Source organism: Nitrosococcus halophilus Nc 4, assembly GCF_000024725.1.
Lineage (GTDB): Bacteria > Pseudomonadota > Gammaproteobacteria > Nitrosococcales > Nitrosococcaceae > Nitrosococcus > Nitrosococcus halophilus.
This window is the reverse complement of sequence record NC_013960.1, coordinates 276,112-302,567: the sequence shown is the minus strand read 5'-3', so window position 1 is coordinate 302,567 and position 26,456 is coordinate 276,112. Positions and strand designations below refer to the sequence as shown.

The following is a 26,456-nucleotide window of genomic DNA, read 5'->3' as shown; positions in this document are numbered from 1 at the left end:
ACTTAAAAAGTTTTCCAACAGTTTTTTATTCTTAGGCGCAATGGGTCGCACCTGGTCGGTTGGGCATGGCCGCTAGTGCCGTCCTATCGCTGGTAAAGGGTTCATGGTCGCTCGCCCCCTGGGCTGTCTCCCGAAGAACCCTGAAAACCCAATCGGGCAAATCCGGGTTCACCCGATAGTAGATCCAAAGCCCTGCCCGCCGATCAACCACCAAACCAAGCTCGCGCAGTTGGGCTAAATGGCGTGAAATATGGGGTTGCGCTACCCCCAGGGCGTAGGTCAGTTCGCAGACGCAGAGCTCTTCGTGGCTAAGCAATAAAAGCAAGCACCGCAGGCGTGTGCCGTGACCCAAAGCGGCAAAAAAACTCACCGGCTCTATATTCATAAAAACGAATATAGCTATTTCCATATATTCCGTCAACAGGATATACCTCAGGAATTATCCAAGGGTAAGTGATTGGAAAAACCAGGTTAAATTTCCTATTTTTATATTAAAGGCAGCTCATTCTAATCAATGTCTAGGCACAAATGATTGCTCTACGTTTTTTATCTCTCGGGGGAATAGCTTTCGCCTATGGGTCGGCGGCTTGGGGAATTGATTGCCAAGGCATTGTTCACGATCAAGACCTTAAGACCAATCCCCTTCATAGTGTCAAGACTGAAGTACAAAACAGTCCCCTATTTACTTTTACTAATTTAAAAGGGGAGTTCACACTGACCTTTCCTGAGGGTTCAAAATGCAGCGACTACGCAATCAAAGCCTCGGCGACCACCCTCAATGGGGACAACTTCTTTAGCGAAATCATTTCTTTAAGTGATGGGAGCACCCCTAAGAAAATACCTATTAACCAGCCTGTTCCCTATGTAAGCTGCGGTTCTGGGATAGGAATAAAATATAAACTGTATCTCCATGCCCCCTGGCCAGGAGCCAAAAAAAAACTATCACACCCCCCACATTCTTCGGGTTGGCTCTGTTCACAGTGAAGAAGCACGCTATAAAGCTGAGGTTAAGTGCTTACAGAAGCGCCTAGAGGAATTAGGATTCAAATCAGGGGTTGTTAAGCAAATAACCGAGAAAATTGAAGTCAACGACCTAGAAAAAACCGTCAAGAATTTGAAATATCACCCCTATAGCGATCGTAATTTTAGTACGGCAACCACTAATACCCCCGGCTTATACGATAATGATGAGGCGTTAGCGGTGTGGCAATTCCAAGGTTTGGCCATGTGCCAAGCTTCCACCGGCGCCCTTCCAAGATTGCCTAGCCGATGTACAAGCAAGATATTTGGGAAAATAAGATACAAGGCCAAACAAGTAGATAAAACCACAGTAAAAATACTCAATGCCACCAATAGCAATCCTTTTTGGAAATGGGCGCAATTTCAACCTCAACAATGTGCTCCACCCCATTCAACACAAAAATGCTTATGGCGTAAAAAGTGGAAACAACCCCAAGTGGAATGGGGGACAAAGGCATTAGTAGAGGTTTTGCAAAATGCCGCCAAAGCACTCAATCAAGCGAGTGCTTCAAGCACTGCAAACTATCGGGGAATAGAAATTGGCGATATCAGTTATCCCACAGGCGGAAGCGTAACCGGCCATGGTTCTCATGAACGAGGTATTGATGTAGATATCAATACTAGAGCCCTTTGTGCCGATGGCACCACACAATATGGGGCGATTGAATACTGGCAAACTGCACCCTGTCCTTATGATCAAGCCTACATGGAAGTTTTACTCAAAGCCCTGGCTGCTCAAAAATATGTGGATAAGCTGCTTTTCCACGATCCAGCCTTTTTACCCGGCGGTGCCCGCTATAACAATATTCCCGCAAGTGATAGGAAAAAAATTACTTGCTCCAAGTATCAACAGCATACCCCCTGTCCCGGTAACTCACATACCCATCATATCCATATGCGGCTCAAATGGGAGAATTAGTTTTCATATCATTGGCCCCCATTTTTATGGTCAACCCCCATGAAGATTAAATCCATTTATCTTTTTTATTTTTTTATTGCATTTATTTCTATAATAAATCCGCAACAGGCAGAGGCTAGCAATTCTTCTCCCATTCAAATCACAGTCCCCTTTCATTTATTTTCATCAAACGGTCAAGCCGCTACCTTTAATATCAACCCTGTCTCCAAACCTGAAGATGGGAGCGACACTTTTAGCATTATTCAGGTTCCCCATAATCGGCGTATTCTAGAAATTCCAGGGTTTCCCCTCTTCCGGGTTATTCTGGGTGATACTCCCCTTGGGACCGATGCCTTTTTTAGCGCATTGATGTATCCCTCGGTCAATTACTTTCAAATACAGCTCTCAGGTTCCATTTGCCTAGGGTTTCCCAAAGCCATACTCAAGCCGGTGAGTGCGCCCAAACATACCGCTCTGTGTCAATCCAATGAATTAGAGCTGCAATTTGGCCGGGCAGTGAATACTCCAAAATCAATCAATGACTTTCCCGATTTGGCAGAAGGATTTCTAGAGTTCAACGCGGTCATGGATTTTAATACTGGAGAGTTTTATCTCACGGGGATTGATTTACCAGAAGTTGATATCTTCGGCTTGGGTCTTACTATGAGCGCCTCTAATATTGCGCTTGATTTGTCGGATTTTTTCAATCCCTGGGAGGTTCTAGATCCCCCCATGACTTAGGACACACCTGAAAAAATTAATCATTATTGGTCTGATTTTGATCAGTTAGACACCGCCTTTTCAGGGGAAGATTTATCTGACACTCAATGGAAGGGACTCTATATCCAAGAAGCCAAGATCACTCCCAAACTGTTGGGAATAAACACGCCTATAAAGGTACACCATCCCATTATCGATCATCATGGACTGACCGGCGCCATCAATGCCCCCATCACCCAAAAGGTCAGCTTGGGAGGGTTTTCGGCCGACTCGGCTCAGTTTAATGCCATTTTTGTCCGTAACACCCTCAAAGACACCCATCTTAGTGTTGATCTAGAGATTTTTAATGGAAAAGCCAGGGGCCTATTGGCCTTTGATATCAAAGGTCATTGGAGTGCTAAATTAGGGCCAATGCCCTCCGAAGATTTGGTAAAGGTCTGTTTTCCTACTTCCTGTTCAGATGCTCCTGGAGCGATTCCCCATATACGCCTCAATTTAGAAGAGCTTCGATTAGGGCATAAAAAAGAACAGGGACCGTTAGTATTGACCGTGGATGGGAAAGTCAGTTTACAAAAGCTGGTAGGGAAAGTGCCGGGATTCGGCGATCTAGACTGTCCTCCTAAAAAAGCGGACTCCGACTATTCAGGTTGCGGTTTGGATTTCTCCGGCTATCAGATAACCTTTAGCTCTCCTGGGAAAATGAATCCCCCCGAAGGATTAGGGGGTTGGGTCAATATCGGCCAATTCAAAGAAAAAAGTTTTTATGGCTTTAATTTCAATATCCGCAAGATTGGTTTTGGCACGTTAGCCGGTTTTCAAGGCTTTGAAAAACAAGGCTGGTTTGGCATCGGGGGTAATTTTGCATTGGGTGATGAATTTGGAATAGGGGTCACCCTCAACGAGCTGCGTTTTAAATGGGGTTCGCCCGCGGGTTCCGGCTGTCAATTAGGTCCCTGGAGTGGGGTTTGCCTAGAGATCCCCAACATCGATATTGAAGTCAATAAACAGGTCGTAAAACTCAAGGGCGCTTTAGCATGGCACGATGGCGGATTGGGGAATCAAAACTTTAAAGGGGCTATAGAAGCCACCTTCCCTTCATTGGAATTCTCCGTTGGGGCCACCCTTTATATTGGTCAGGCAAAGACTGCCGCGCAACAATGTCAGTATTGGTATTTTGATGCTCAGACTCAATTCCCCACCGGCATTCCCATTGCCTCCAATGTTTCTATCTATGGGTTTATGGGGGGGGGCGGGCTACCATGTACGTTCCAAATTGATCGATACCAATAACGATGGTATCTACGAAGGTTATAAGAATTGGGATAAACTTTGTGACGACGATGCCTATGCTTTCATTGTAGGTCTGACCCTAGGCACCTCTTCTGATAATGGTTATGTGGTTAACGCCGATACATCGTTACTTATTGAAACCTCAGGGCCTGTCATTACTCTCGATGGGAGAGGTTGGATATTGCAAAACCGCTTTGACCGGGGAGAACCGACCAAGCCATCAAATGTCTATGCACTGACACGTTACGATGGGCATCAAAATATATTTTTGATGCAGGTAAGTGGCTTCTATCAAGTGGAATCCAAAGGGCTAACCCTCATCAAGCTCTCGGGCGGTTTTGAAATCCTTGCCTCACCGCCTGAATGGCATGTCTACCTCGGTTGGAAAGGTTATGAATGCCAAGGCCCACCCCCTCGTCAACGGACAGAAAAAAAACTTGAAGTCAATATTCTCTCCCTATTCGATGCCCAGGGTTATTTCATGGTTGGGTCAATGACTCCCTTTCCCAAGGCCAAAGATTGCCGCCCTGCCATCATGTTGGGGGCCGGCTTTGATTATGGAAAAGAAATCGATGCCAAAATAGTCACGATTTATGCCCAATCCTGGGGTTCCGGTGATTTGGCCATTAGTTGGCACCCGACCCAAACCTTCGCCGCATTCGGATTAGGGGGAAAACTAGGATTTAGTTTATTTGGGATTGATTTTGGTAGAGGTTTTGACGCCAACGCCCAAGGGCAATATCCCACCCAGCAGAATTCTTAGCTCACGTTTCTTTTTCTCCACCACTGCCCTAGCCACTGCCGGATGTGCGAATCTCATTTGATATTACCTTAAAGGAGAAAGAGCCTGGGATAGGTGATATTCCCTCCTTCCCCCATCCACTTCGCTCCGTAGAGTTAACCTTCCCCCAGGGAAATCTTTCAAAAAACAAACACAGTATTAAACTCGAAGAAGGAAAAATAAAGAACATCCCCCTGTTAAATCCTCGATTTGTGAGTACATTTCATCGACCCATTACAGGGGAGCTACCCATTAACTCGCCACCATTTAATAAGCAACCCGTTTCCAAGGATGTGCTCCCATTCGGTGGCTGGAAGAAAGCCACTCCGCAAGCATGGGTCGATCAAGTGGGCCAATTTCAAGCCTGGTACCGGTTTCGATATCGAACCTTTAAAGAATTTGAGGAACCTCAAGAATTACTAACCTGTGGGGCTGAAGGAGGCAGAAATGTGGCCATCAAAGGGTACTGGGGGAGTGTCTATCAGGATGATCCTGGCAACGCCTGGAATACCGAAAAACAACTCATCATGGAAAAACCGGCAGTAGGAAAAAAAGAAACCCTAGCTCCCAGTGATCATCCCGTTAATCAGCGGCGGCGGCAACTCTATGCTTGGCATGCCACCGCACTGCCTTACCCAGGGGGAATCCCCTTGACCGATGCCATTTTTGAGCAAGAAGATCTTATCATTACCGATCCGCCTAAGGCTTTAAAACCCAATACTTTTTACCAAATCAAGCTGGTGGCCCGCCATGATTGGTACTGGCCAAAAACCAATCAAACGGGGGGGAGCCGCCCATACCCTGTATACTAAAAAATTTATGGAGAAAAACATCACCGCGGAAAATAAATATTATTGTTTTCGCACCGGACCTGCCCCCCTCGATCTGACTCCCTATATCGCCTGGACGAATCCTATAGCCGACGCCAAAAATATATTTTATGGGGATGACTTGATGGTTTTATTTAATACGGCGGGGATGAAAGCACTCTATAATTATAAAGCACCAAAATTTATTATTTATACCCAAAACGGAAAAGCCCTCGGGAAAGGGGAGCTAACCCTTAACGAGCAATTGCTCCACATCAGCGGTACTGACCTCATTAAAGCCGGGATAAAGCCAAGAAAGCGCTATTTTGTCAGAATCCAAGACCCCTATTCCAATTGTCTGCCTATTCATTCCAATTTACCACCTCCCAATATCAATCTTTCAGCGCCTTAATGGAGGCGACTAACACTAAAATTGGAGGGCCTAATATTGTTTCGACACAGCCACTGACTGCTTACCAACCCTTATCCATTAAACAACCTGATACCGATTTTATTGTGGTTAACACCCCGGAACCGTTACCTTGGAGCCATAACAAGCTCAAAGTCACACTAAAAGATGCCGCCAACAATACTATTCCCATTGAACGGCTCACCCCTGATCACGGGACTCAACATGTATTTATCCGCCAGGATAAAAAAACCTGACTCCAGGGAACTATAAGCTCATTTTTTCCTATGCCCGCCATCTTCCAGCCCAGCCCAAGGATCCCACCCTAGTGAATACCTCGGCACTGATCCAAGATGCCAAAAACCGGATTTCGGCACTCACCTTTGTGTCAGAGACGGCCATAATGCAATTACCTGCTCCGATCATTGATGTAGAAATAAAAGAACTCACCTTCACAAGGAAGCCATGATGGGACGCGACAGTGCTTTGATTGCCCTTTTTATCGCCTTGACTCTGGGACTAATAAGCTGTGCGCCGCCACCAGAACCCCGCTTGGCCATTAAGACGTTGGTGGTAGAAAACAAAGAAACTCAGGGGATAGTAGTTAAACTTCGCTGGTCATTAGATAAGGAAAAATTCACCGGCAAAGATCGATACCGTTTCCCCGAATGTGGATTCACCTTGTATCGCAAGGAAGAAGATTCCGCTCAGCCCAGTAGCACCGTATTCAAACCCTTAGGGACTTTCTCCCTTCCCCAGTCTAAATCAGAATTAATATCCCGCCTTCAACAGATTAAAGATGAGGCCATTAAATATCGATTATTATCACCTGAAGGACTGAAAGAAGAAGGAAATCATTTATGGCAAGCGATTGAAGTCAGTCAAACGGGAAAACAACATCCCTTCCCTGCGGAGCCAATGGATTTATTAACCCTTGCGGCCATCAATCCTGATATGGCCCAAGTGCTAGGGTTGCTCTACGTAGATACTGCCGTGGCGCGGGGTAAAAAATATACCTATAAATTAGTCGGCGCTTGGGATCAAACCCCGGGAGGTGGTATTTCCTGCAAGTCGGGGCCGGCTAATGAAGTGGTCACGGATCCCCCCGTAGAAACCACCCCGGAAGGGCCTTTAAACACGCCCCTATGGGTGGATATAAAAAAAGATACCCCCTTAAAACAGCTACGGTATATCACCTTTGATAAGCCGGAACAGCAAGTCACCGTCTTTTGGGACAAACCAACGGGCACTAAACAGAAACCCCCATCCTTCGTGCCAGAGGGACCGGTCGTGCGCCTGCGTTGACAGAAAAATAACCCGGATTTCGTAGGCTACTATATTGATCGGTGGAAAATAGAAAATGACGCTGAAGGCGCCGTCCCCATCAGAGTGACTGTTTTACCCAATGGAACCCCCTATTTGTTTTTGAGCGGCGTTCCTGCCACGGAAGAAAAACCAGAGCAATTTCTTGATAGTTATCAGCTACAAAAAGCAAAAACGATTACCTTAACCCCCATTGATTTTCCGCCCATTCCCCCTCAGCGCACTTGTTTAGAAAGCTATGATCCACAAACAGGCTTATTAAGCGATTCCTGTCCTAAAAAGACCCAAAACACCACGGATCCGGCAGCCCCTAAAGTCACGTGGGTAACTCCTGCAGACTTGAAACAACCTAAAAAAAGTGATCAATTATCCGTACGGCTAAAATGGCAGTGGACTGAAAAAGAACAAGCCCGCTTCAAGGCCAACAAATTCAATATCTACCAAATCATTAATCCCGATTCCAAAACGCCTAATGTATGCCAAACCCAAAAAACTCCCCCTGCCTCCTACCAAATAGGCAAGATGAACATTACCAGCGCGACTTCATATCAACTTGAACCTCAACCTTTAACGCTGATGGCAGGCGATACGGTGTCCTATTACTATTTTTGTATTACCACCGTATCGCACAATATCGATGACGATAACGATGGGAAACGGGATGAAGATCCAAAGGGTGACGATAATGCCGATGGTTGCCCCGGCCGATGTGGTATCGATGATGATGGAGATGGCCAAATCGATGAATCTGTGGCCATGGATGACGATGAAGATAATGATCAACTCTTAAAAGATGGGATAGATAACGATCGAGATGGCCGCATAGACGAACCTGGTGAAGGCATTGATGAAGATCCCTATGAAAGTGAAAGCGTTCCTTCTTTGCCTCTACTGGCCTATATGGTGGATAAAATCCCCCCCCAATTACCTCAAGCTCCCTGTGAGATCTCATGGGCGGAAATAACCGGTACCCAATTAACCAATGGAGTGATTGAAGCTGATTCCCAACAAGCGCCTAATTGGGAAGGAAAGTTATCGGTTCGCCTTGACTGGAGTAAGTTTTCCTCCAAGCTTGCCTCCGACATAAAAGGATATAACCTCTACCGGGGGATTGATCAACCCACAGGAGAATATATCCGGCTTAACCGTCATCTTATCGATAATACGGTCTATGTGGATTACCTCGAGGCCACGGCAAAAAATAAGTTTTATTATCGGCTGCAAGCCGTCGATAAAGCAGGCAACGAAAGCGATAAATCAGAGGCCACCTGCGCCATTGTATTGCCAGATAAGATACCGCCTAAACCCCCCGTCATCGTCAATGTCAGTGGTGGCAATGAAGCAATCAAAATCATCTGGGAAAGCAGTTCCAGTAGTGATGTGGCAGAATATCACCTTTACCGGGGAGAAACACGTTCCCAGGTAGAATTTCAAACTCAGGATAAAAAAAACCGAATCAATGTTTCGCTTATTACACCACTAGGCCCAGAAAATAAAATTTCTTATGTGGATGGACCCGCTTTAAAAGCTAGAAAAGATTATTACTATATTGTCGAAGCAGTGGATAAAAAAGGGAATCAATCCTATTCACTGCCGGCCGCAGGCAGGGCCTATGACATCAATCCACCCGCTCCGCCTTCTAGCTTATCGGCAACATTAAAATTGTTACCGCCTAAAGTTGCTGCACAAGAAAACGCCTGGGTCAAACTTACCCGCATCACGCCCCCCAAAGCAAAGGACGGAGGCACCTTTCCGGTCAACATTGAAATCCAGTTTAAAAACAATCACCTGGAGAAACTCTCTATCGCCGAGGATCTGCGAGCCCCGTTCAATTTAGAAAGCGGCGATTTATACGGGGAATGGTTTGATATTCCCACTGGCAAATTACTTCGGCTCAACTATGAGTTGCGCGTTAGTCAAGGTACTCTACCCGGTCAGCATACCGTTGCCTTAAACACTTTAGAGGCTATCCCCCTTGGGCAACCACCCATAGCCATCAAAATGACTTCTACAATGGATGTGGTCTCTACCCCAGTCAGTGAAGTTTCGATTCTATTGACCTGGCAATTGGATGAAGCCCAAGTCCGAACAGCCGTTTGGCGCTGTGAGGACAGTGGGTGCACCCATGAGGGAGGAAACTGGAAGATGATAGCTCCCTTATTATTGGCAGATGACAGCGACTATGAAGATGTCAACATTACCCAGGGAAAGACTTACTATTACAAGCTCCAGGCTTACGATAAATTAGGCAATAAAGGCGCCTTTAGTAAGGTCGTCGAAGTAGAAGCCAAATAGTCAGGAGTTACGCACACGGCAATGATAAACGGCGTCAATCCAGACAGTTTTAAAGATCACCCATGTGGCCGGAGTTATCAGAAATCCTGGCCTCACCAACAGCCCCCTCCCCAGGGCAATCATTGTTCATAGGCTGCCGTAAGTCCGACATGCCAAAGGCCGGTCCACCAAGCGGGTCAAATCCTGGGATAATGGCAATGCCAAATCACGGGGATGAATGGCAACCCGAAGTGGCGCGATAGACCCCGCGCAACGAAGATTGAGGGCATTCCAAAGACGCAGGGGAGGAACCCGCCCGAGGGAATCGGCCTCATATCCCACCAGGGGCAGCCGGATGAAGCGGTCGGCGCGGGCATCATAGACCCCCCCAAAGACCTCGTAATAGCGAAAGGGGAGAGTGCGCAGCCGTTCCCATTTTAGACAGCCCATGGCCCAGGCGGGGGGGACATATAAATCGGGTGAGCCCAGGCGATGCTCCCGGAACCAAGCGTAGCAACGGGCAATCAAATGGGCGATGGCGTGACTCTCCAGGGCGAGGTGTTCGCCTGCTTTGCGGGATAGAAGGAGGCTATGGAGGCGGTGCCTGAGTCCTCCTATGCGCTCTACCCGATGGCTCCAGCCATGCCCAGCAAGCACCACCCCTCGTTCCTGAAGCCCTCGCAAGGTCTCAATTCCCGCCGCTGCCCAGGAACCTCCGGGCACCACCAGCAAAGTCACGGGAGCAATGGCCCGAGCCTCAAGAAAAGCCAATACTTTGAGCACATGGGCGAGCGTCTCCGGCATGGCATCGTGCACGGAAACCAGCGCGGGAATAGAGTGCTCCTTAACCACTAAGCCCGACCTAAAATATCCACCCAGCGCTGCAAGGTTCTTCCATTAAGCTGAACTGCCGCCTGGCGTCCGAGGCGGGCTTTCTCATTGCGGAGTCCATAATCAAGGCTAACAAGGCGTTGGATCGCCGACGCTAGATGTTCCCCCTCCCGTATTCTGAACAACCCCCGCTCTAGGGATGGCCATCCAAGAATACCGCAGCCTACGGAGACCAAGACATTTCGCCCCCGTGCCAAGCCCTCCAAAGCAATCGTCCCAAAGGCCTCTTCATGGGAGGGTAGAACCAGCAGATCGGCAGAGTCCAGTGCTGTACGCAGCCCTGCCCGAGACAACCAACCCAGGTAACGGAGATTGGGCAGTGTGCGGGCATGATCAACGATAACGCCGTGCAAAGGGCCATGCCCCGCAATACAAAATTCCAGGGAAGGCAGAAGTTTTGCCGCCTCCAAAACCGCCTGCACATTCTTCTCTGCCGCCAGCCTGCCCGCAAAAAGGACCCGGGTTAATTCTCCGCCGAGGACCGCCGGAGGGGTCTTCAGAAACTCTCTGGATAAAGGAGTACCGACAACTTCAACCTCCCGTGCTCCCTCCCTACGGGCAACCTCCGCCATATCCTCTGAATTCGCCAGAACAACTGCCCCATGGCGGAATAAGAGTCGATTGCAGGCTCCAAAATAGGACCGGCTGGCAGCATTAAAGAGCCGATTCCAGTATAAACCCGTGAGCCGCTCATAGCGGGTGTGGAAACCAATGAGAATGCGGGTACCGAGGTGTTTACCCAAGCCTAACCCGAGAAGCCCATAGGGTCCAGGCGTCGCGATGACGATAGCATGGGGCTTAAACTGGATGACGTGCCGCACGATACGACTGACGGGCGGCAGAGCAATCTCCTGGGTGGCATCACCCGGCAGGGGAAAACGCAACCATCCCCGCCAGCCGTGGGTAGACGAATCCGGGCAAATGAGCTCCCCATGCCCTATCTGGTCCTCAAGATGGGCGATCAAATCATGATAGTACGCCCCTACCCCATTACGCTCTGGCGCCGCATCGGAAAAAATCACCACCCGTAGCGCCCTCTGCTGCTCAACAAAGTGGGGGGTTTGAATAGCGGGGGATGCGGATGCCATTAACATACGGCGACCTCTTTTATGACTTTGTTATGACTGCTGGTGGGGATGGTGTTGATGGCCTTCACGGCTAGAGAAGCAGCCATGAAGGTTTCATGCCAGGCATAGTAGGCCCTAAAACGGCGCTGAATAATTTCAGAATCCAAGCCAAATTCAGCTAAAGAATAAGCATGCTGGCTGCTATAGCAACGGGCGGCTGAATCTTCATGGTCCAATATCCGCCTAAACTCAGGATTGAACGGAATCCCTAACTGCCCGTAGGCCGCCCCTATTTCACGGCCCAAATTCGACCTTAAATTTTCCATCGGCAAAAATAGACGGCGGTGAGGAGGCAAGGATTCTAATACCTGCAACAGGTTCTCATAATGAAATACCAGGACCTCAATCATTCGTTGGGGTAGAGCCGCACGGCCACCGGAGCTGTCGAATAACTGGATACCGGAGCGGATGGAAGAGAGCTGAGAAGGGACCGTCTCCAGGGGATCCCGCATACAGCAGAGGATACGGGCATCCGGAAAGGCCGTAAGCAAACTGCCGACCCAAGGACCAAAGGAGGCGTTCTTGGAGAGCAGCCGTTTGTCAGGGCCATGTACATACAGATGCCGCTGCCAACAGCGCCTATAATAATCAAGCAATCGCTCCTTTTCTTTAGCCCCCATTGCCCGATCAAAAAAACCCATACGCCAGAGGGGCTCCGCAAAGGGAAAGGGCAACACCAGAATAAAGCAGGCCATGAGGGGGAGCAGGATCAAATAATCTTCTTCCGGAGCATCCAGACGCGTCGCATGTATGGCCTCCAACCCCCCCAGCACCCGGCGCTCCAGCCGCCCCAACAACCGTCCTAGGGGCCAACCGGCAAGGCGATCTAACCTTCCCAGGGCAAGCCAGAAGCGGCGCTGGGTCACCGAAGGGGCAAATAGGCACTCCCAGGTGGTAAAAGTGGTGAATTGGGGATCCCGGGCGAGAACCCGATGCAGCAGGGTGGTGCCACTGCGCGGTGGTCCCAGCACCAACAGGGGCTGGGACACGGACACCTTTCGGTAACCCCGGAAAAAGATTTCGTCGAATAGAAAGCCCAGCCAGTGCAGTCCCTGCAGAAGACCGAAAACAGGGAGGAACGCCATCATCACCAGGGCCCGCCGCCAGGATAAACCTTTCCCTCCTGGGGCAAAGGTGCCCCAGGCTATAGCCAGGTAGGTCTTGAAGCTCTGTAGGAAAAGAAAAAACACAATCGCCCTGTCCACACCATTATTTATTTAAAGCGTATACAGGGTAATGTAGAAATATTTCAAAACGATAACGATTGAAGATCCCAGCTTAGGCTATGACATGAACCGGGTGGAAATGGGCGTAGTCCGAAGGGGCAGGAGCCGGAAATTTACCCTGCTTATGGAAAATTTAGCTCCCCCTTTCCATACTGTATGGGTAATCAATATTGTTCCGTTCAGGATCTGGCTAAATTATGATTACCCTACGCTTCTTTACTCCTTTGCTCTCCTTGCTATTTATTTTTCTAGTGGGTTGTATTGCGTTGAATGCACAAGCTCAACAACGCACTTTTGAATTAAAGGATACCGTCAAACAGCCTCTTGTACTCCAACCTCTCTTGCCCCATCGCTCATTACAGCACCCTAGTATAGTTGCGCCTTTTAGCATCACACCTACCCCTGGAGATCGGCAAGTGTATCAATTAACTGTGGATACTTCAGGCCGATTGATAGTCCATGCTAACTGGCCAAGCACTATAGCGTTAGCTTTGATACTTAATGGCCCAGGTCAAACCGGTTACTACGCCCGAAAAGATGGCCCAAGTCCTCTAACCATCGATTTTGAGATCACTCCCGAGTTACTTGAAAAAGGAAACCAGTGGAAACTTTCAGTGGTAAATTTTAAGGGACAAGGACCACCCACCGTCGGTAGAATCTCACTTAGCCTTCCCAAATCCACGGCAAGCACCGCCTCGCCAGAAGCGATAGTAGAACGGACTATCCAACCTGATGGCAGTGTCCTTATCAAGTATGCTGACGGAACCAGAAAGCATATGTATAGGGGAGGAGTTGATCTCACCAGGCCTGATGGCACCGTACAGCGATCCAGTTTCATCGAGGTTCAAGTAGCCAATCTGCCAGATTTTCCCACAGAAGGACAAACTGTTATTTGGTTGCAAGCTCACAATGATAACCTGTTAAACATTATCCAAGCTCTAGTAGACAATGACGAAACAGCTATTCAAAATTATCTTGCCCATGAGGGTGAGGAACGGCCGCTTTACGAAAAAATTAACAAACGAACCCGGGCTATCCAGTGGCTCACTAGCGGGCAATAAGGACGGATGGAATCATCACGGCTGGACCCACTTACCCACGCCAAGGAGTATCAGTCTAGTTCTAGCTCTACTTTTGCTAACCAATGGAGTCGGAGCCCAGACTCCTGATGAAAACCAGAAGACGGGGAAAGCAACTCCCCCCTCAGATCTTCTGGAGGAATTTGTGAAGGAGGAACGCGCAGCCGAGGAGCACCCCACCAAAATGACATCTAGAGCCGTTCCTCCAAACAAGAATTCGATACTGGAACTCCCCGTCCCCATGCCTGATCTCTGGGATAAAAAAACAATCCAATATTACCTTGGGGCTGTACGAGGCGGATTAGAGTACCGTATCAACGGCTACAAACATCGCCAAGAAGTTTTTGAGTGGCAGTTATTTTCTTCCCAGGTGATTTTCTGGGTCGTTATCATGCTGGTGTTTACAGGAATGTACTTTGCGGCGGTTCAATTCCATAGAGGGGGTTCCGGCAAGAAGCGGGCTAGGGAGGAAGATAGCGGGGAAACTGAATTTGTTGCCTCGCTTAAAGGCTTTAAAGTTAAATCACCCGTCCTTGGCGTTGTTATCCTCGTTATTTCCCTTGCATTTTTCTATCTTTATCTTTCCCATGTATACCCGATCCGGGAGATTTTTTGATGAACAGTGACCTGGGCTGCTTATAACCATAGACACCCTTCTTTTATCCAGAACTCAGGTTAAATTAAACAGCATTAACCGCTTAGACCATCTATAACTACATCTAGTAGTAATCCTACAAAAAAATAAGCCGAAGGCCACCATCAGTGGGTATGGGTCTCGCTCGAACTGGACCGCACGGGGCAGTACTTTCTTACTGCTTAAGGGGCACACCTATCCAACAGGTGAAGAGGCCATTCAAGTCTTACTCCACATTCTAAAATGCAAAGGGGAAGAGTCATGAAAAAACTTAGCTTATCATCAAGCCCTCTCTTCCGCGCCATGCCCCTAGCCTCCTTGGCGCTAGGCGCAGGATTTAGCATCGCCCCCCACGCCCAGGCGGTTGAAGTGACCGTCACCATCGAGAACCTTTCACCCTCCAACGGCCTGTTTTTAACGCCGGTTTGGGTTGGATTCCATAATGGCAACTTTGATATTTACGATCTGAACACTCCCGCTTCCTCCGCCCTGGAGCAACTGGCGGAGGACCGTAACAACGACCCTTTAAGCGCGGAATTTATGGCCAGTGAGCCCGATGGCACGGATGCCACCATCACCGAATCGAGCCGGATCTTGGGCCCTTTCGATCCAGGCAGCAGAGCTCGCCAAACCTTTGATCTGAATCCGGCCACGAATCGTTTCTTCAGCTACGCCACCATGGTGATTCCCTCCAATGATGCCTTCATCGCCAACGCCAACCCCCAGGCTCATGAACTGTTCGACGCCGAGGGGAATTTCATCGGTCCCATCACTTTCACCGTCTTGGGAACCCAGGTACGGGACGCGGGGACCGAGGCCAACACGGAAACGGATGCGGCTTTTTTTGACCAGACGGCGCCTAATACCAATTTCATGTGATTTTGCATTGTATGGATTCAGTCTAAACAACCACTTGAAGCCTTAATAGATTGCATTCTTTGGTTAAATTGGTATAACACCGGAACCCCTACCACCGATCCGGTTTCGGCGCATCCCGGCTTTAACGGTTCCTTTGGCAATCCCGGTGGTACCCCCATGAATATTCTCGGCGGCACTTCAAACGATGGGATTTCCTTCGATACCTTGGCCGCCGACTTTAGCCAACCGGGTTATGCCTTAGCCCGCATCACCATCACTGGTCCTGGAGACAAACTTTTTAATTTTGCCCTGGGCGGCAATCAAGAGGTACCAGCCGTCGACACTGAAGCGAGCGGAAGTTGCGTTGGGATTCTGAGGGGCGATCAGGCCGCGTTTACAGCCAACTGCAACCATAATGTCGATGACCTGACGGCAGCCCACATCCACCCAGCACCCCCCGGCGTGAACGGAGATATTCTCTTCCCATTTACTTCCCCTGAGAGCCCGATTCAACAAACTTTCAGCTTCACAGAGGAGGACGTGGCCACCTTATTGGCGGGAAATTTCTACGTCAACGTTCATTCTGAAGACTTCCCAGCGGGGGAAATCCGCGGCCAGATCACCGTGCCCATAAACGGCACTTTCAGTGGCTCCTGGTTCAATCCCGATCGGGATGGGGAGGGCTTCATCTTCGAGGCTACCCATAGAGACAATCCTACCTTGGTCGCTTACTGGTTCACCTATCAACCCAGTGGTGACAATGGAGAACAGGCCTGGCTGATAGGCAATGGGCCCATCAGGCTCAATGAAAGCACAATCACCAACACCATCATTACTGAAGGCGCTGAGTTTGGTGATGGCTTCGACCCCTCGGAAGTGAACCAAACCCCCTGGGGAACGCTGAAATTCACGTTTACCTCATGCACCACGGCGATTGTGGAATACGATTCAGTCATCGAAGATTTCGGAGCGGGCACACTGCGGATACAGCGCCTCACTCCCGCCCTTATTGGACAAGAAGAGGATTGTCCCTAAACGCTTTGAACCCTGACCCGTAACCCCATTGCGGCGACGAGGCGAAAATGTAGCGAAGGGAGTTCAGAGCCTGCTTGCTGGCTGCCCCCAAAGGGGCAACGGCAACGTCCCGGGGCGGGACACGCCCCGGTTAGCCTGTGAAGTGAACGGTGCGGTAATATCGCCCGCAGTAGGAACCCACCGCAGCGGCTCAATGCCGCTCCTGAGTGCCGAAGCCCCCCGACTTCAGGGGGGAGGATGTCAATTAGACTTTCATGCCCACTAAAAATGGGGAAGTTCAACATCCGAGTTGAGCACCATGCTAGGCATAGCTTTGATCTTACATGCTCACCGTTTCAAATAAGACCCGTAACTGTTCCGATGTAGAGACCGAAAAATTAAGCTTTTCAAAACCGATTACACGCCCAGTCCGATCTTTCATCAGGATTACCTCATCACCAGTTTCTTCGCAGATATACTCGTCCTGCGGGTCACCGAACCAGACAGTCAATGTATTACCAGTACGATCATGGAAGACCTTTACCTGCTCCATATCTGTTCACCTTCTTTGATTGCATCGGTGGGGTAGGTCGTGATGAGGAAACCCTCACCATTAAGTCGTTTTACTACTGCACACAGCCAGCGGCCAGGTCGTTCTAAACGATAAAAGAGGAAAACGGCGGGATCGCTTCGGCTTCGCCGAATCTCATCAGGCACTTGTAAAACATGCTGTACATCCACTTCACGCCCGCGCATCACAGGATGCTTCACCGTAACAATTAATTCCCAGTAATTACGGGTAACGCGAACTTTAAATCCAAGAATAGATCGTTAGTCATTAACCTCTCAGTTGCCAGACGCTTAACAAGGGCGCGAAGCGCCGACGAACTATAAATAGATACCCTAACAAGGTCTGACTTCTCCCCCCCCTGTCGGGCGAGGGTTGTTGGATCACTCCAAGAACTTTCCTCGTTCAACACGCCTTCCCTAGGCGACAACGCCTGTTGTCGCCCCCGTTCCAGTCGCTCCAGAGGCCAACCCCGCCAGCCCGGCGGTTTTGATATTGATCGCCGCTGCGATGTCGCGGTCATGGGCGCTCCCGCACGAGGGACAGCGCCATTCACGCACCTCCAGCGGCAGCGTTTCGTTGATATGTCCGCACCCTGGGGTGGGGCAACGCTTGGAGCTGGGGAACCCGCGGTCGATCTCGACTACGGTTCGCCCTACCCACTGCGCCTTGTACTTCAGTTGACGGACAAACTCACCCCAATTTGTATTTTACAAAAATAAGCGCATTCTGTAAATCCGCTTCGCGGCTTGCGCTTATATCACCGCCCGATTGGGCGATGCTTTACGCGCTATTGGGTAAGACAACGCCCGACCTCCCGCTACGAGGGGAAACTTACGCTGAATTGCTGCCACTGTAGACAATATTCAACATAGCACCTAGCCCCCAGCGCCTAATGGCCCTACAATAACCGTCATGTCTGGCAACACCCTTGGTAAACTCTTTACGGTCACCTCCTTTGGCGAAAGCCACGGGCCGGCGTTGGGCTGCATCGTGGATGGCTGCCCACCGGGCTTGGCCTTATGCGAGACGGACATTCAAACCGACCTGGACCGGCGCCGACCCGGCAAAACCCGCCATACCACCCAGCGCCGGGAACCGGATCAGGTCCGGATCCTCTCCGGGGTATTTGAAGGAAAAACCACCGGCACCCCCATCGGCCTGATCATTGAAAATATCGACCAACGTTCCCGGGATTACGACAAAATCAAGGAGCAGATCCGGCCCGGCCACGCAGACTATACCTACTTGCAAAAATATGGCCTGCGGGACTACCGGGGAGGTGGACGTTCCTCGGCCCGGGAGACGGCCATGCGGGTGGCTGCGGGGGCCATTGCCAAGAAATATCTGGCAGAGCGGTATGGGATAGGAATTCGAGGCTATCTGGCCCAGCTCGGGCCGATTCGAATTGAGCGATTAGACTGGGATGCGGTGGAACAAAATCCCTTTTTCTGCCCAGACCCGGACAAAGTCCCTGAGCTTGAGGCCTATATGGATGCCCTCCGCAAAGAAGGCAACTCCATTGGAGCCCGAATTAATATCATCGCTACCGGGGTCCCCCCCGGCCTGGGCGAGCCTGTCTTCGATCGCCTCGATGCCGATCTGGCCCATGCCCTCATGAGCATTAACGCCGTCAAGGGCGTTGAAATCGGGGCCGGCTTCTCGGCGATCACCCAAAAGGGCACCGAACATCGGGACCCGATTACCCCTGAAGGCTTTCTCAGTAATCATGCGGGCGGGGTCCTGGGGGGAATTTCCACCGGACAGGATATTCTCGCCAGCATTGCTTTAAAGCCGACCTCCAGCCTTCGCCTACCGGAGCACACCGTTAACACCCGTGGCGAACCGGTGGAAGTCATCACCACCGGCCGCCATGACCCTTGCGTGGGTATCCGCGCCACCCCCATTGCGGAAGCTATGGTCGCCCTGATCCTGATGGATCACCTATTACGCCATCGGGCCCAAAACATGGACGTTAAGCCGGAACTATCCCCCGTCCCTCCCCACCCGGGTGGCACCGACTGATATCCAGTTAAATATTTAATGGTAAAGCAACATTTTAAGAGCTTAGAGCAACCATGATATACCTTTTGATTTTTTACCTTTCTTTTGCTTTTGTTCTTTACTTCGTGGCGCGAAAGAAAGGCCGGGAACCGGTATTTTGGGCAGGATTGGGGTTTTTCTTCGGTCCCTTCGCCCTGATTCCCTTATTATTTTCCCAGCCCCCGAGGGATAGCAAAAAACTTCCCAGGAAAAAGAAAAGCGGCAAGCGGGTGGCCTAACCCTGGAGGGGTACTCCCCTCTAAGTGATTGCCCCAGAAAAAAAACTCTGTGGCCTTTCGGTGGTCTAACGACGGGAAAAAGGTTTCCTTGCCGGAAACTCCCGTAATGAAACACACCCATGTGTCGTCTTTATACCTTGGCACACCGGAATAGGCTGAACAGAACATTGAAAACACCAAGTTGATATTGCTCTTCGCGACGATTATTCCCCATCGATCCAATTAAATTTTAAATTTCGATGCGATTTCTTTCGTATAGGGGAAGTCTTGTGCTGTAGGAAACAGACGATCTTGTTGGGGATGGTTGAGGAGATCCTATGCCGGCCAGAAGCAAAGTCGTAAAAATAGCATTACCCATTATTATCTTGCTTGCCTCCTTAGGCATATTTGCCGGCTTGCTTCAGAGTAAGCCAACCAAGCCTGCAGTAGATCAGGAGGAAACCGTATGGCGGGTGGCGGTGACGCAAGTCAATCCCAGCCAAAGGCGGCCGACCCTCCCCCTCTATGGACGCATTGAAACCCCCCGCTCGAGTAAGCTCCGGGCTGCCATCACGGCGGATGTGCGGGAAGTCAAAGCAAAAGAAGGGGATTTCGTCAGTGGCGGCCAATTGTTAGTCCAGCTCGATGAGCGAGAAGCAAAGCTAGAGTTAGCCCAGCGCCAAGCTGATCTAGAAGAAATTCAGGCACTTATCGCCAGCGAAAAAGTCCGTCACCGGCGTGACTTGAAAGCCCTGGAGCATGAGAAGGCATTGTTGGAATTGAGTCGCCGGGCGCTGGAACGGGCTAAGACCCTCGAGCAACGGAAGCTCACTCCCCGGTCGGCATTGGATGAAGCCCAACAAGCGGCGGAGCGACAAGCGCTGGAACTGAACACCCGCTTGCTTGCCATTGATGATCATCAGGCCCGGCTGGCTCAACTGGAAGCTCGGCAATTGCGGGCCCAGGCGCTGCTGGTCCAGGCTAAACTAGATCTGGATCGAACCCAAATTTCATCCCCTTACACAGGCCGGATCGCCTCGGTTGCCATTGCGGCCGGGGATCGGGTGCAAGCGGGCAATGACCTGCTTGAAATTTACGACACCGATGCCCTAGAAGTCCGAGCCCAAATTCCCTCCGGCTATGTGGGCCAGATCCGCAAAGCATTGGCTCAAAATGAGCAATTGCAGGCAACCGGTACGGTGAATGGAACCCCCTTGACCTTCCTGCTCGACCGCTTGGCGGGACGGGTAGAAAAAGGCAGCGGCGGCGTCGATGGGCTGCTGAAGTTAGAAGAAGCAGGGCACACCCTCCCCCTGGGTAATTTCGTGGAACTCCAGTTGCAATTACCGCCGGTAGAGAATGTGGTGGCCTTGCCCTTTGAAGCCATCTACGGCCTGGATCGGGTTTATAAGCTGGTAGAGGGCCGGATGCGGGCCGTGGCAGTGGAGCGAATCGGTGAATATCAAAACCAGGAAGGTCAAATCCGGGTGCTGGTCAAAAGCCCCCAGTTACACCAGGATGATCGGGTGATCACTACCCAGCTCCCCAATGCCATGGAGGGTTTACGGGTTGAGACGGTAGCAGGCTAAGTGGATTACGCATCATCATCTCAAGGGGGGCTAATCGGCCTGTTTACCCGGCATCGAGTGGCCGCCAATCTGCTTATGCTGACCATGATAGTCTCGGGGATGTGGGCCCTCTCTCAGCTCAACCGTCAATTTTTCCCCAATTTTGCCCTTGAGGTTATCAATGTCAGTGTGGTCTGGCGCGGCGCCAGCGCCGAGGACGTCTCCCGCTCTATTACCGAGCGTCTGGAGGAAGAGCTGCGCACCCTAGATAGACTCAAAAAGCTCACCTCAACCTCGGCCTACGGCTTATCGACTCTGACTCTGGAATACCATGAAGGCACCGACATGGGGGTGGCCCTTGACAAGGTCAAAGAGCAAATCGGTCAGATTCGCGACTTACCCTTGGATTCGGAATCCCCCGAGACCAGCCTGGTATCACGCTATGAAAATATCGCCCGGGTTCTGGTCACTGGCCCCGAAGACCCCCGGGAATTGCGGCAGCTGGTACACACTTTTGAAAGGGATTTACTCAATCGGGGCATTGCTAAAGTCGATATCGTAGGGCTGCCTCAACAGGAGATTGCCATCCAAATACCGGTAGCCCATCTGCACGAGTTGGAAATGTCCCTCGACCAAGTGGCGGAACGAGTGGCGAATATCAGCCGGGATCTCCCTGCAGGGACCATTGGCCGGAACGACGTGGCCCGCCAGCTACGCAGCCTAGAGCAGCGGCGCGACAGCTTGGCGTTTGCCGATATCCCGTTGAAGGCGGAGGCCGACGGCCGCCTGATTCGCTTAGGGGATGTGGGCACCATTGAGCGCCGTCCTCGGGACGGGGAAACCCGACTTCTTTACCAAGGAAAACCGGCCGTCGAGTTGCAACTACAACGTGCCGAAAGCGGGGATTCGCTCCAAGGGGCGGAAATTTTAGCCCAATGGCTGCAAGAAGTGCGCCCCACTTTACCAGCAGGTATCGAACTGAATGTCTTCAATCAATCCTGGGAACTGATTAAGGAACGCATTGGGCTTTTGCTCAAAAACGGGGGGGGCGGCTTAATCCTGGTCACTGGAATCCTGTTTCTATTTCTCAATGGCCGGGTGGCAGGATGGGTAGCCATCGGGATTCCCGTGTCTTTCTTAGCAACCCTAGCAGTCCTCTGGGCTGCGGGGGGCAGCATCAACATGATCAGCCTGTTTGCATTGATCATGGCCCTGGGAATCATTGTTGACGATGCTATCGTCGTGGGCGAAGACGCCCTCACCCAACACCAAAAGGGGCTACCGCCATTGCCAGCGGCCGAGGAAGGGGCCCGCCGCATGCTCCTACCGGTTTTGGCATCCTCTTTAACCACCATCGCCGCGTTTCTCCCCTTGATGATGATAGGCGATGTGACCGGCAATATCCTGTTTGATATTCCCATGGTAGTGATCTGCGTCATCCTAGCCTCCCTAATTGAAAGCTTTCTGGTGTTGCCAGGCCACCTGCGGCATAGCTTTGAAAGGATAAAGGAACATCGGGAAGGCAAGGTCCGGCGCTTTTTAAACCAAGCTTTTGAACGCTTCCGAGATCGCCTTTTCCGGCCCCTGGCCCTGCTTGCAATTGGACATCGGTGGACCACCATAAGCGCCGCTTTGGGGTTGCTGCTGGTGGCCCTGGGCCTGCTCCTGGGGGGGCGTATTAACTTCACCTTCTTTCCCTCACCCGAGGGCATTGTCATCTTTGCTAATACGAGCTTTGTGGCCGGCACCCCTCCCCAAAGAGTCGCCGCTTTCATCACCGAGTTGGAGCAGGCCCTCTATGAGACCGAAGCGGCTTTTGGCCAGGATTTAATTGCAGCCTCCACCGTAAAACTTGGTTCAACCACCACCGCCGGAGGCCGCGCCACCCGCAATGGAGATCGCTTCGGCTTAGTTGCTGTGGAACTGATCTCCCCTGATCGGCGCGAGATCCGAAATCAAGAATTTATCCGTGCCTGGAAAGGGCGGATTGAACTGCCCCCCGGAATCGAGAGCTTTACCTTGACTGAGCAGCAGACGGGCCCGCCGGGTCAAGACTTGGATATTGCCCTGGTGGGGGAAGATGAAATGACCCTGAAATCGGCGGCGGTGGAGCTGGCGGATGTGCTCAGGAAAACCCCTGGGGTCTCCGCCGTGGAGGATGATCTCCCCTACGGCCAAGAGCAGCTCGTTTACCGCTTGACAGCGGAGGGAGAATCCCTGGGACTCACCGTAGAAGATGTGGGCAGACAACTTCGGTCTGCTTACGAGGGCCGGTTGGTTCAGATATTCCAGGATGGGGGAGATGAGATTGAAGTGCGGGTCACTTTACCCGACGATGAACGCCACAGCTTGGCCAGTCTCACCCACTTGGCCATCCAGCTTCCCAACGGCAGTACGGCCCCCCTCGATACCGTGGTCGATTTAAAGTCGCGGCGGGGGTTTGATGTCCTACGCCATACCCAGGGTAAGCTGGCGGTCCATGTCTCCGGTACTGTAGACCGGACCCTCAACAACAGCAATCGAATCCTGGCCGATCTAGAACGGAGCCTATTGCCCGAGCTACGGTCGCGTTATGGAATTCAAACCATATTTGAAGGCCGGGCCGAGGAGCAGCGGGATACCCTCGGCGACATGCAGCGGGGTGTACTGCTGGCACTGGCCCTGATCTATTTAATCCTGGCCGGGGTATTTTCTTCCTATGGCTGGCCCCTGGTGGTCATGACCGCCATTCCCTTGGGCCTGGTCGGGGCGATCCTCGGGCATTATGTCATGGGAATCGATCTCACCATTTTGTCTTTGTTTGGTTTCTTTGGTCTCTCGGGTATCGTGGTGAACGACTCCATTATTTTGGTCACCTTCTACAAGCAACTCCGGGAACAAGGCCAACCTTACAATGAGGCCCTGGTTGAAGCGGCCTGCCAACGCCTTCGGGCGGTGCTGTTGACCTCTTTGACCACTATTGGCGGTTTGACCCCCTTGCTCTTTGAACGGTCTTTACAAGCCCAGTTTTTGATTCCCATGGCGGTCTCCATTTCCTTCGGTTTGATGTTCGCCACCGTGCTGGTGCTCCTAGTCATTCCCGCCCTGCTTTCCCTCTATGAAAGTACCCTCGCCCGGCTCAAACCGAGCCGGGAAGCGGCCACCCCCCACCGGGCAGCATCAGAGATAGGCCTAGATTCGCTTTCTAGCGGCGACTACACACCCATCAACGATGACGAACTAGAGCAGCACAAGCAGGGAAAAATGCGTAAAATATCAGCAGAGAATGCCGGCTCAAGACAGCAGTAGCCGGTCACCAGGTAGGAGGTTAAGAGGTAACAATGGCCGGAAAAACCCTGTATGACAAACTCTGGGATTCCCACGTAGTCCGCACCGATCCGGGCGGCACCGCATTACTCTATATCGACCGGCACTTGGTCCACGAGGTCACCTCCCCGCAAGCCTTTGAGGGATTGCGCCTTGCGGGTCGCAAGCCCTGGCGGAAGGGAGCCAACCTGGCGGTACCGGACCATAACGTGCCTACTACTGACCGCAGCCAGGGCATTCAGGACCCCATCTCCCGGGCCCAGGTGGAAGCCCTGGATCGGAATTGCCAGGAACTAGGCCTTACTGAATTTAGGATGGATGATCCCCGCCAGGGTATCGTCCATATCGTCGGCCCGGAACAAGGAGCCACTCTGCCCGGCATGACCGTTGTCTGTGGCGATTCTCACACCGCCACCCATGGGGCCTTCGGCGCCCTCGCCTTTGGCATCGGCACCTCCGAGGTGGAACATGTGCTGGCCACCCAGTGCTTGCTCCAGAGAAAGTCCAAAAATATGCTAATCCAGGTCAACGGCAAGCTGGCCCCGGGAGTGTATAGCAAGGATCTGATCCTGGCCATCATCGCCCAGATTGGGACTGCCGGCGGTACCGGTTACACCATCGAGTTTGGCGGGGAGACCATTCGCGACTTATCCATGGAAGGGCGCATGACTCTTTGTAACATGGCCATTGAGGCTGGCGCCCGAGCAGGCTTAGTCGCCGTGGATGAGACCACCATCGACTACCTCAAAGGCCGCCCTTTTGCCCCTTCTTCCCCTTACTGGGATCAGGCCGTGGACGCTTGGCGGACCCTCCAAAGCGACCCGGATGCCCATTTTGATCGGGTGGTCACGATGGACGCCAGCACCCTCAAACCCCAAGTAAGCTGGGGCACCTCTCCCGAAATGGTGGTCTCTATCGATGGGCAAGTACCGGATCCCCAGCAGGAACCCGATCCCACCAAGCGAACCGGCATGGAAAGAGCCCTGGAATACATGGGCCTTAAAGCCAATACCCCCATCAGTGCAATTCAGCCTGATATCGTCTTTATCGGCTCCTGTACCAACGCCCGCATTGAAGACCTGCGGGAAGTCGCCCAAGTGGTGGCTGGCCATAAGGTGGCCGGGAATATCAAACAAGCCCTAGTGGTCCCCGGCTCCGGGCTGGTAAAACGCCAGGCTGAGGAGGAAGGTTTGGATCAAATCTTTAAAGAAGCAGGCTTTGAATGGCGGGAACCTGGCTGCTCCATGTGTTTGGCCATGAATGCAGACCGCCTAGAACCGGGAGAGCGGTGCGCCTCCACCTCCAACCGCAATTTTGAAGGCCGTCAAGGTCAAGGAGGACGCACTCACCTGGTCAGCCCGGCCATGGCTGCGGCAGCCGCCATCGCCGGCCATTTCATGGACGTTTCCACCCTCAAGCACTAAACAAAAGCCCCTTGAGCACCCCACTGGAGAATCAGGTACAGCAGCAACTCCATACCCTTCGGGATTTTATCCGCTGGGGTGCTAGCCGCTTCAATGAGGCGGGACTTTTTTTTGGCCACGGCACCGACAATGCCATTGATGAAGCCACCACCCTGGTCCTCCACGCCCTTCACCTGCCCCCTCAAAACCTACCTGCTGAGTTTTTCGGGGCCCATCTGACCGAAAGAGAAAAGCGCCAGATATTGACCTTGCTGGAGCGCCGGATTCGGGAACGGATTCCGGCCCCTTACCTTACCCACGAGGCCTGGTTTGCGGGATTGAGTTTCTACGTGGATGAGCGGGTTTTGATCCCCCGCTCACCCCTGGCCGAACTCATTGAGCAACGCTTTACCCCCTTTGTCTCCCCCGAAAGGGTTCACACCCTGCTGGATCTTTGCACCGGCAGCGGCTGCATCGCCATCGCCGCCACCTACGCCTTCCCCCAAGCCCAAGTGGACGCCACCGATATCAGCCAAGAGGCCCTGGCGGTGGCGCGCCTCAATATCGAGCGCCACGGTCTCCAAGATCAAGTACATACCCTCCCCTCCAACCTCTTCGAGGGATTGAAAGAGCGGCGTTATGATCTGATTGTCAGCAATCCTCCTTATGTGGGAGAAACGGAACTGGCTTCTCTGCCCAAGGAATATCATCATGAACCCCGGCAGGCCTTGGAGGCAGAAGATGAAGGATTAAGCCTCGTTCTCCAAATTCTGCTTCAGGCCCCCGATCACCTCAATGAACAAGGGATTCTCATCGTCGAGGTGGGAAACAGTGAAGCGGCCCTGACCAGGCGCCTGCCTGAAGTACCTTTCCTATGGCTGGAATTCGAACGGGGCGGCTATGGGGTTTTCCTGCTGACACGGGAACAACTCATCAATGTTAAAGAAGCTATTCTAAAGCACTGCTATTGAACCACTGATCACTAGCTCACTACCCC

At 51.6% G+C, this 26,456-nt stretch carries 24 protein-coding genes and 1 pseudogene; 17 read left to right on the top strand and 8 right to left on the bottom strand.

What is annotated here, in order from left to right:
* Positions 1–31: 31 nt before the first annotated feature.
* Positions 32–409 carry a metalloregulator ArsR/SmtB family transcription factor gene (locus NHAL_RS01465; RefSeq protein WP_013031392.1) on the bottom strand — a complete coding sequence of 126 codons (378 nt, stop codon included), beginning with the start codon at positions 407–409 and terminating at the stop codon, positions 32–34.
* A 501-nt stretch (positions 410–910) separates the two neighbouring features.
* Between NHAL_RS01465 and NHAL_RS01460 the strand changes: the two genes are divergently transcribed.
* The 5 genes from NHAL_RS01460 to NHAL_RS01440 all read left to right on the top strand — a co-directional run bounded on the left by NHAL_RS01460 (position 911) and on the right by NHAL_RS01440 (position 5,521).
* Complete coding sequence (locus NHAL_RS01460) at positions 911–1,939, top strand: penicillin-insensitive murein endopeptidase (RefSeq protein WP_013031391.1); 1,029 nt, start codon at positions 911–913, stop codon at positions 1,937–1,939.
* A 39-nt stretch (positions 1,940–1,978) separates the two neighbouring features.
* Positions 1,979–2,659, top strand: a complete 681-nt coding sequence (locus NHAL_RS01455) for a hypothetical protein (protein ID WP_013031390.1) — start codon at positions 1,979–1,981, stop codon at positions 2,657–2,659.
* A 132-nt stretch (positions 2,660–2,791) separates the two neighbouring features.
* Entirely contained in the window at positions 2,792–3,928 is a 1,137-nt protein-coding gene (locus NHAL_RS01450) for a hypothetical protein (RefSeq protein ID WP_013031389.1), read from the top strand.
* The gene (locus NHAL_RS01445) at positions 3,912–4,691 is read left to right on the top strand and encodes a hypothetical protein (protein ID WP_013031388.1); all 780 of its coding nucleotides are present in this window, start codon (positions 3,912–3,914) and stop codon (positions 4,689–4,691) included. The genes NHAL_RS01450 and NHAL_RS01445 overlap by 17 nt, the downstream gene beginning before the upstream one ends.
* Before the next feature lie 311 nt (positions 4,692–5,002).
* Complete coding sequence (locus NHAL_RS01440; RefSeq protein ID WP_162010815.1) at positions 5,003–5,521, top strand: hypothetical protein; 519 nt, start codon at positions 5,003–5,005, stop codon at positions 5,519–5,521.
* A 244-nt stretch (positions 5,522–5,765) separates the two neighbouring features.
* Here the strand turns inward: NHAL_RS01440 and NHAL_RS22195 are convergent, their stop codons facing one another.
* Positions 5,766–5,888: a hypothetical protein gene (locus tag NHAL_RS22195; RefSeq protein WP_275261033.1), complete on the bottom strand. Its 123-nt coding sequence runs from the start codon at positions 5,886–5,888 to the stop codon at positions 5,766–5,768.
* A 41-nt stretch (positions 5,889–5,929) separates the two neighbouring features.
* On the opposite strand from NHAL_RS22195, the gene NHAL_RS01430 reads away from it, so the two are divergent.
* The 3 genes from NHAL_RS01430 to NHAL_RS01420 all read left to right on the top strand — a co-directional run bounded on the left by NHAL_RS01430 (position 5,930) and on the right by NHAL_RS01420 (position 9,545).
* Positions 5,930–6,184, top strand: a complete 255-nt coding sequence (locus NHAL_RS01430; protein WP_013031385.1) for a hypothetical protein — start codon at positions 5,930–5,932, stop codon at positions 6,182–6,184.
* Positions 6,185–6,392: 208 nt separating this feature from the next.
* Positions 6,393–7,232 (top strand): hypothetical protein, encoded by an 840-nt coding sequence (locus NHAL_RS01425; RefSeq protein WP_157862460.1) that lies wholly within the window; start codon positions 6,393–6,395, stop codon positions 7,230–7,232.
* A gap of 84 nt (positions 7,233–7,316) precedes the next feature.
* Positions 7,317–9,545: a fibronectin type III domain-containing protein gene (locus NHAL_RS01420; protein WP_013031382.1), complete on the top strand. Its 2,229-nt coding sequence runs from the start codon at positions 7,317–7,319 to the stop codon at positions 9,543–9,545.
* A gap of 126 nt (positions 9,546–9,671) precedes the next feature.
* Here the strand turns inward: NHAL_RS01420 and NHAL_RS01415 are convergent, their stop codons facing one another.
* From NHAL_RS01415 to NHAL_RS01405, 3 genes are read right to left on the bottom strand one after another with little or no spacing between them, the layout of a single operon-like run.
* Positions 9,672–10,376 carry a polysaccharide deacetylase family protein gene (locus NHAL_RS01415; RefSeq protein ID WP_013031381.1) on the bottom strand — a complete coding sequence of 235 codons (705 nt, stop codon included), beginning with the start codon at positions 10,374–10,376 and terminating at the stop codon, positions 9,672–9,674.
* Complete coding sequence (locus NHAL_RS01410; RefSeq protein ID WP_049780698.1) at positions 10,376–11,503, bottom strand: glycosyltransferase; 1,128 nt, start codon at positions 11,501–11,503, stop codon at positions 10,376–10,378. Before NHAL_RS01410 ends, NHAL_RS01415 begins: the two co-directional genes overlap by 1 nt.
* On the bottom strand, positions 11,503–12,732 hold the full coding sequence (locus tag NHAL_RS01405; RefSeq protein WP_013031379.1) for a sulfotransferase family protein: 1,230 nt from the start codon (positions 12,730–12,732) through the stop codon (positions 11,503–11,505). Before NHAL_RS01405 ends, NHAL_RS01410 begins: the two co-directional genes overlap by 1 nt.
* Before the next feature lie 233 nt (positions 12,733–12,965).
* On the opposite strand from NHAL_RS01405, the gene NHAL_RS01400 reads away from it, so the two are divergent.
* The 4 genes from NHAL_RS01400 to NHAL_RS21700 all read left to right on the top strand — a co-directional run bounded on the left by NHAL_RS01400 (position 12,966) and on the right by NHAL_RS21700 (position 16,374).
* Positions 12,966–13,829: a hypothetical protein gene (locus NHAL_RS01400; RefSeq protein ID WP_013031378.1), complete on the top strand. Its 864-nt coding sequence runs from the start codon at positions 12,966–12,968 to the stop codon at positions 13,827–13,829.
* Between the two features lie 202 nt (positions 13,830–14,031).
* Positions 14,032–14,463 carry a hypothetical protein gene (locus tag NHAL_RS01395; RefSeq protein WP_157862458.1) on the top strand — a complete coding sequence of 144 codons (432 nt, stop codon included), beginning with the start codon at positions 14,032–14,034 and terminating at the stop codon, positions 14,461–14,463.
* A gap of 279 nt (positions 14,464–14,742) precedes the next feature.
* Positions 14,743–15,360 carry a spondin domain-containing protein gene (locus tag NHAL_RS21705; RefSeq protein WP_013031376.1) on the top strand — a complete coding sequence of 206 codons (618 nt, stop codon included), beginning with the start codon at positions 14,743–14,745 and terminating at the stop codon, positions 15,358–15,360.
* 156 nt (positions 15,361–15,516) lie between these two features.
* Positions 15,517–16,374: a CHRD domain-containing protein gene (locus NHAL_RS21700; protein WP_013031375.1), complete on the top strand. Its 858-nt coding sequence runs from the start codon at positions 15,517–15,519 to the stop codon at positions 16,372–16,374.
* Between the two features lie 319 nt (positions 16,375–16,693).
* Here NHAL_RS21700 and NHAL_RS01385 read toward each other — a convergent pair whose 3' ends face one another.
* From NHAL_RS01385 to NHAL_RS20070, 3 genes and pseudogenes are all read right to left on the bottom strand, one after another.
* Positions 16,694–16,906 (bottom strand): DUF2283 domain-containing protein, encoded by a 213-nt coding sequence (locus NHAL_RS01385; RefSeq protein WP_013031374.1) that lies wholly within the window; start codon positions 16,904–16,906, stop codon positions 16,694–16,696.
* Positions 16,894–17,109, bottom strand: coding sequence for a hypothetical protein (locus NHAL_RS01380; RefSeq protein ID WP_013031373.1), 216 nt, complete (start codon positions 17,107–17,109; stop codon positions 16,894–16,896). Before NHAL_RS01380 ends, NHAL_RS01385 begins: the two co-directional genes overlap by 13 nt.
* Before the next feature lie 231 nt (positions 17,110–17,340).
* Positions 17,341–17,610: pseudogene (locus NHAL_RS20070) on the bottom strand (zinc ribbon domain-containing protein); the annotation flags it as partial.
* 226 nt (positions 17,611–17,836) lie between these two features.
* Between NHAL_RS20070 and aroC the strand changes: the two are divergent.
* The 5 genes from aroC (at position 17,837) to prmB (ending at position 26,430) form a co-directional block, all read left to right on the top strand.
* Complete coding sequence (gene aroC / locus NHAL_RS01375) at positions 17,837–18,946, top strand: chorismate synthase (protein WP_013031371.1); 1,110 nt, start codon at positions 17,837–17,839, stop codon at positions 18,944–18,946.
* A 574-nt stretch (positions 18,947–19,520) separates the two neighbouring features.
* On the top strand, positions 19,521–20,771 hold the full coding sequence (locus tag NHAL_RS01365) for an efflux RND transporter periplasmic adaptor subunit (protein WP_013031369.1): 1,251 nt from the start codon (positions 19,521–19,523) through the stop codon (positions 20,769–20,771).
* The gene (locus NHAL_RS01360) at positions 20,772–24,038 is read left to right on the top strand and encodes an efflux RND transporter permease subunit (protein ID WP_013031368.1); all 3,267 of its coding nucleotides are present in this window, start codon (positions 20,772–20,774) and stop codon (positions 24,036–24,038) included. It abuts the gene before it with no gap.
* A gap of 32 nt (positions 24,039–24,070) precedes the next feature.
* Positions 24,071–25,480, top strand: coding sequence for a 3-isopropylmalate dehydratase large subunit (gene leuC, locus NHAL_RS01355; protein ID WP_013031367.1), 1,410 nt, complete (start codon positions 24,071–24,073; stop codon positions 25,478–25,480).
* An 11-nt stretch (positions 25,481–25,491) separates the two neighbouring features.
* On the top strand, positions 25,492–26,430 hold the full coding sequence (prmB, locus tag NHAL_RS01350; RefSeq protein WP_013031366.1) for a 50S ribosomal protein L3 N(5)-glutamine methyltransferase: 939 nt from the start codon (positions 25,492–25,494) through the stop codon (positions 26,428–26,430).
* Positions 26,431–26,456: the final 26 nt, after the last annotated feature.

What these genes read in the sequence shown, in the direction of transcription:
- NHAL_RS01465 (WP_013031392.1), bottom strand. Translation starts at nt 409, where the DNA reads ATGGAAATAGCTATATTCGTTTTTATGAATATAGAGCCGGTGAGTTTT.
- NHAL_RS01460 (WP_013031391.1), top strand. Translation starts at nt 911, where the DNA reads ATGCCCCCTGGCCAGGAGCCAAAAAAAAACTATCACACCCCCCACATT.
- NHAL_RS01455 (WP_013031390.1), top strand. Translation starts at nt 1,979, where the DNA reads ATGAAGATTAAATCCATTTATCTTTTTTATTTTTTTATTGCATTTATT.
- NHAL_RS22195 (WP_275261033.1), bottom strand. Translation starts at nt 5,888, where the DNA reads ATGAATAGGCAGACAATTGGAATAGGGGTCTTGGATTCTGACAAAATA.
- NHAL_RS01430 (WP_013031385.1), top strand. Translation starts at nt 5,930, where the DNA reads ATGGAGGCGACTAACACTAAAATTGGAGGGCCTAATATTGTTTCGACA.
- NHAL_RS01425 (WP_157862460.1), top strand. Translation starts at nt 6,393, where the DNA reads ATGATGGGACGCGACAGTGCTTTGATTGCCCTTTTTATCGCCTTGACT.
- NHAL_RS01410 (WP_049780698.1), bottom strand. Translation starts at nt 11,503, where the DNA reads ATGGCATCCGCATCCCCCGCTATTCAAACCCCCCACTTTGTTGAGCAG.
- NHAL_RS01400 (WP_013031378.1), top strand. Translation starts at nt 12,966, where the DNA reads ATGATTACCCTACGCTTCTTTACTCCTTTGCTCTCCTTGCTATTTATT.
- NHAL_RS01395 (WP_157862458.1), top strand. Translation starts at nt 14,032, where the DNA reads ATGACATCTAGAGCCGTTCCTCCAAACAAGAATTCGATACTGGAACTC.
- NHAL_RS21705 (WP_013031376.1), top strand. Translation starts at nt 14,743, where the DNA reads ATGAAAAAACTTAGCTTATCATCAAGCCCTCTCTTCCGCGCCATGCCC.
- NHAL_RS21700 (WP_013031375.1), top strand. Translation starts at nt 15,517, where the DNA reads ATGAATATTCTCGGCGGCACTTCAAACGATGGGATTTCCTTCGATACC.
- NHAL_RS01385 (WP_013031374.1), bottom strand. Translation starts at nt 16,906, where the DNA reads ATGGAGCAGGTAAAGGTCTTCCATGATCGTACTGGTAATACATTGACT.
- NHAL_RS01380 (WP_013031373.1), bottom strand. Translation starts at nt 17,109, where the DNA reads ATGCGCGGGCGTGAAGTGGATGTACAGCATGTTTTACAAGTGCCTGAT.
- aroC (WP_013031371.1), top strand. Translation starts at nt 17,837, where the DNA reads ATGTCTGGCAACACCCTTGGTAAACTCTTTACGGTCACCTCCTTTGGC.
- NHAL_RS01365 (WP_013031369.1), top strand. Translation starts at nt 19,521, where the DNA reads ATGCCGGCCAGAAGCAAAGTCGTAAAAATAGCATTACCCATTATTATC.
- leuC (WP_013031367.1), top strand. Translation starts at nt 24,071, where the DNA reads ATGGCCGGAAAAACCCTGTATGACAAACTCTGGGATTCCCACGTAGTC.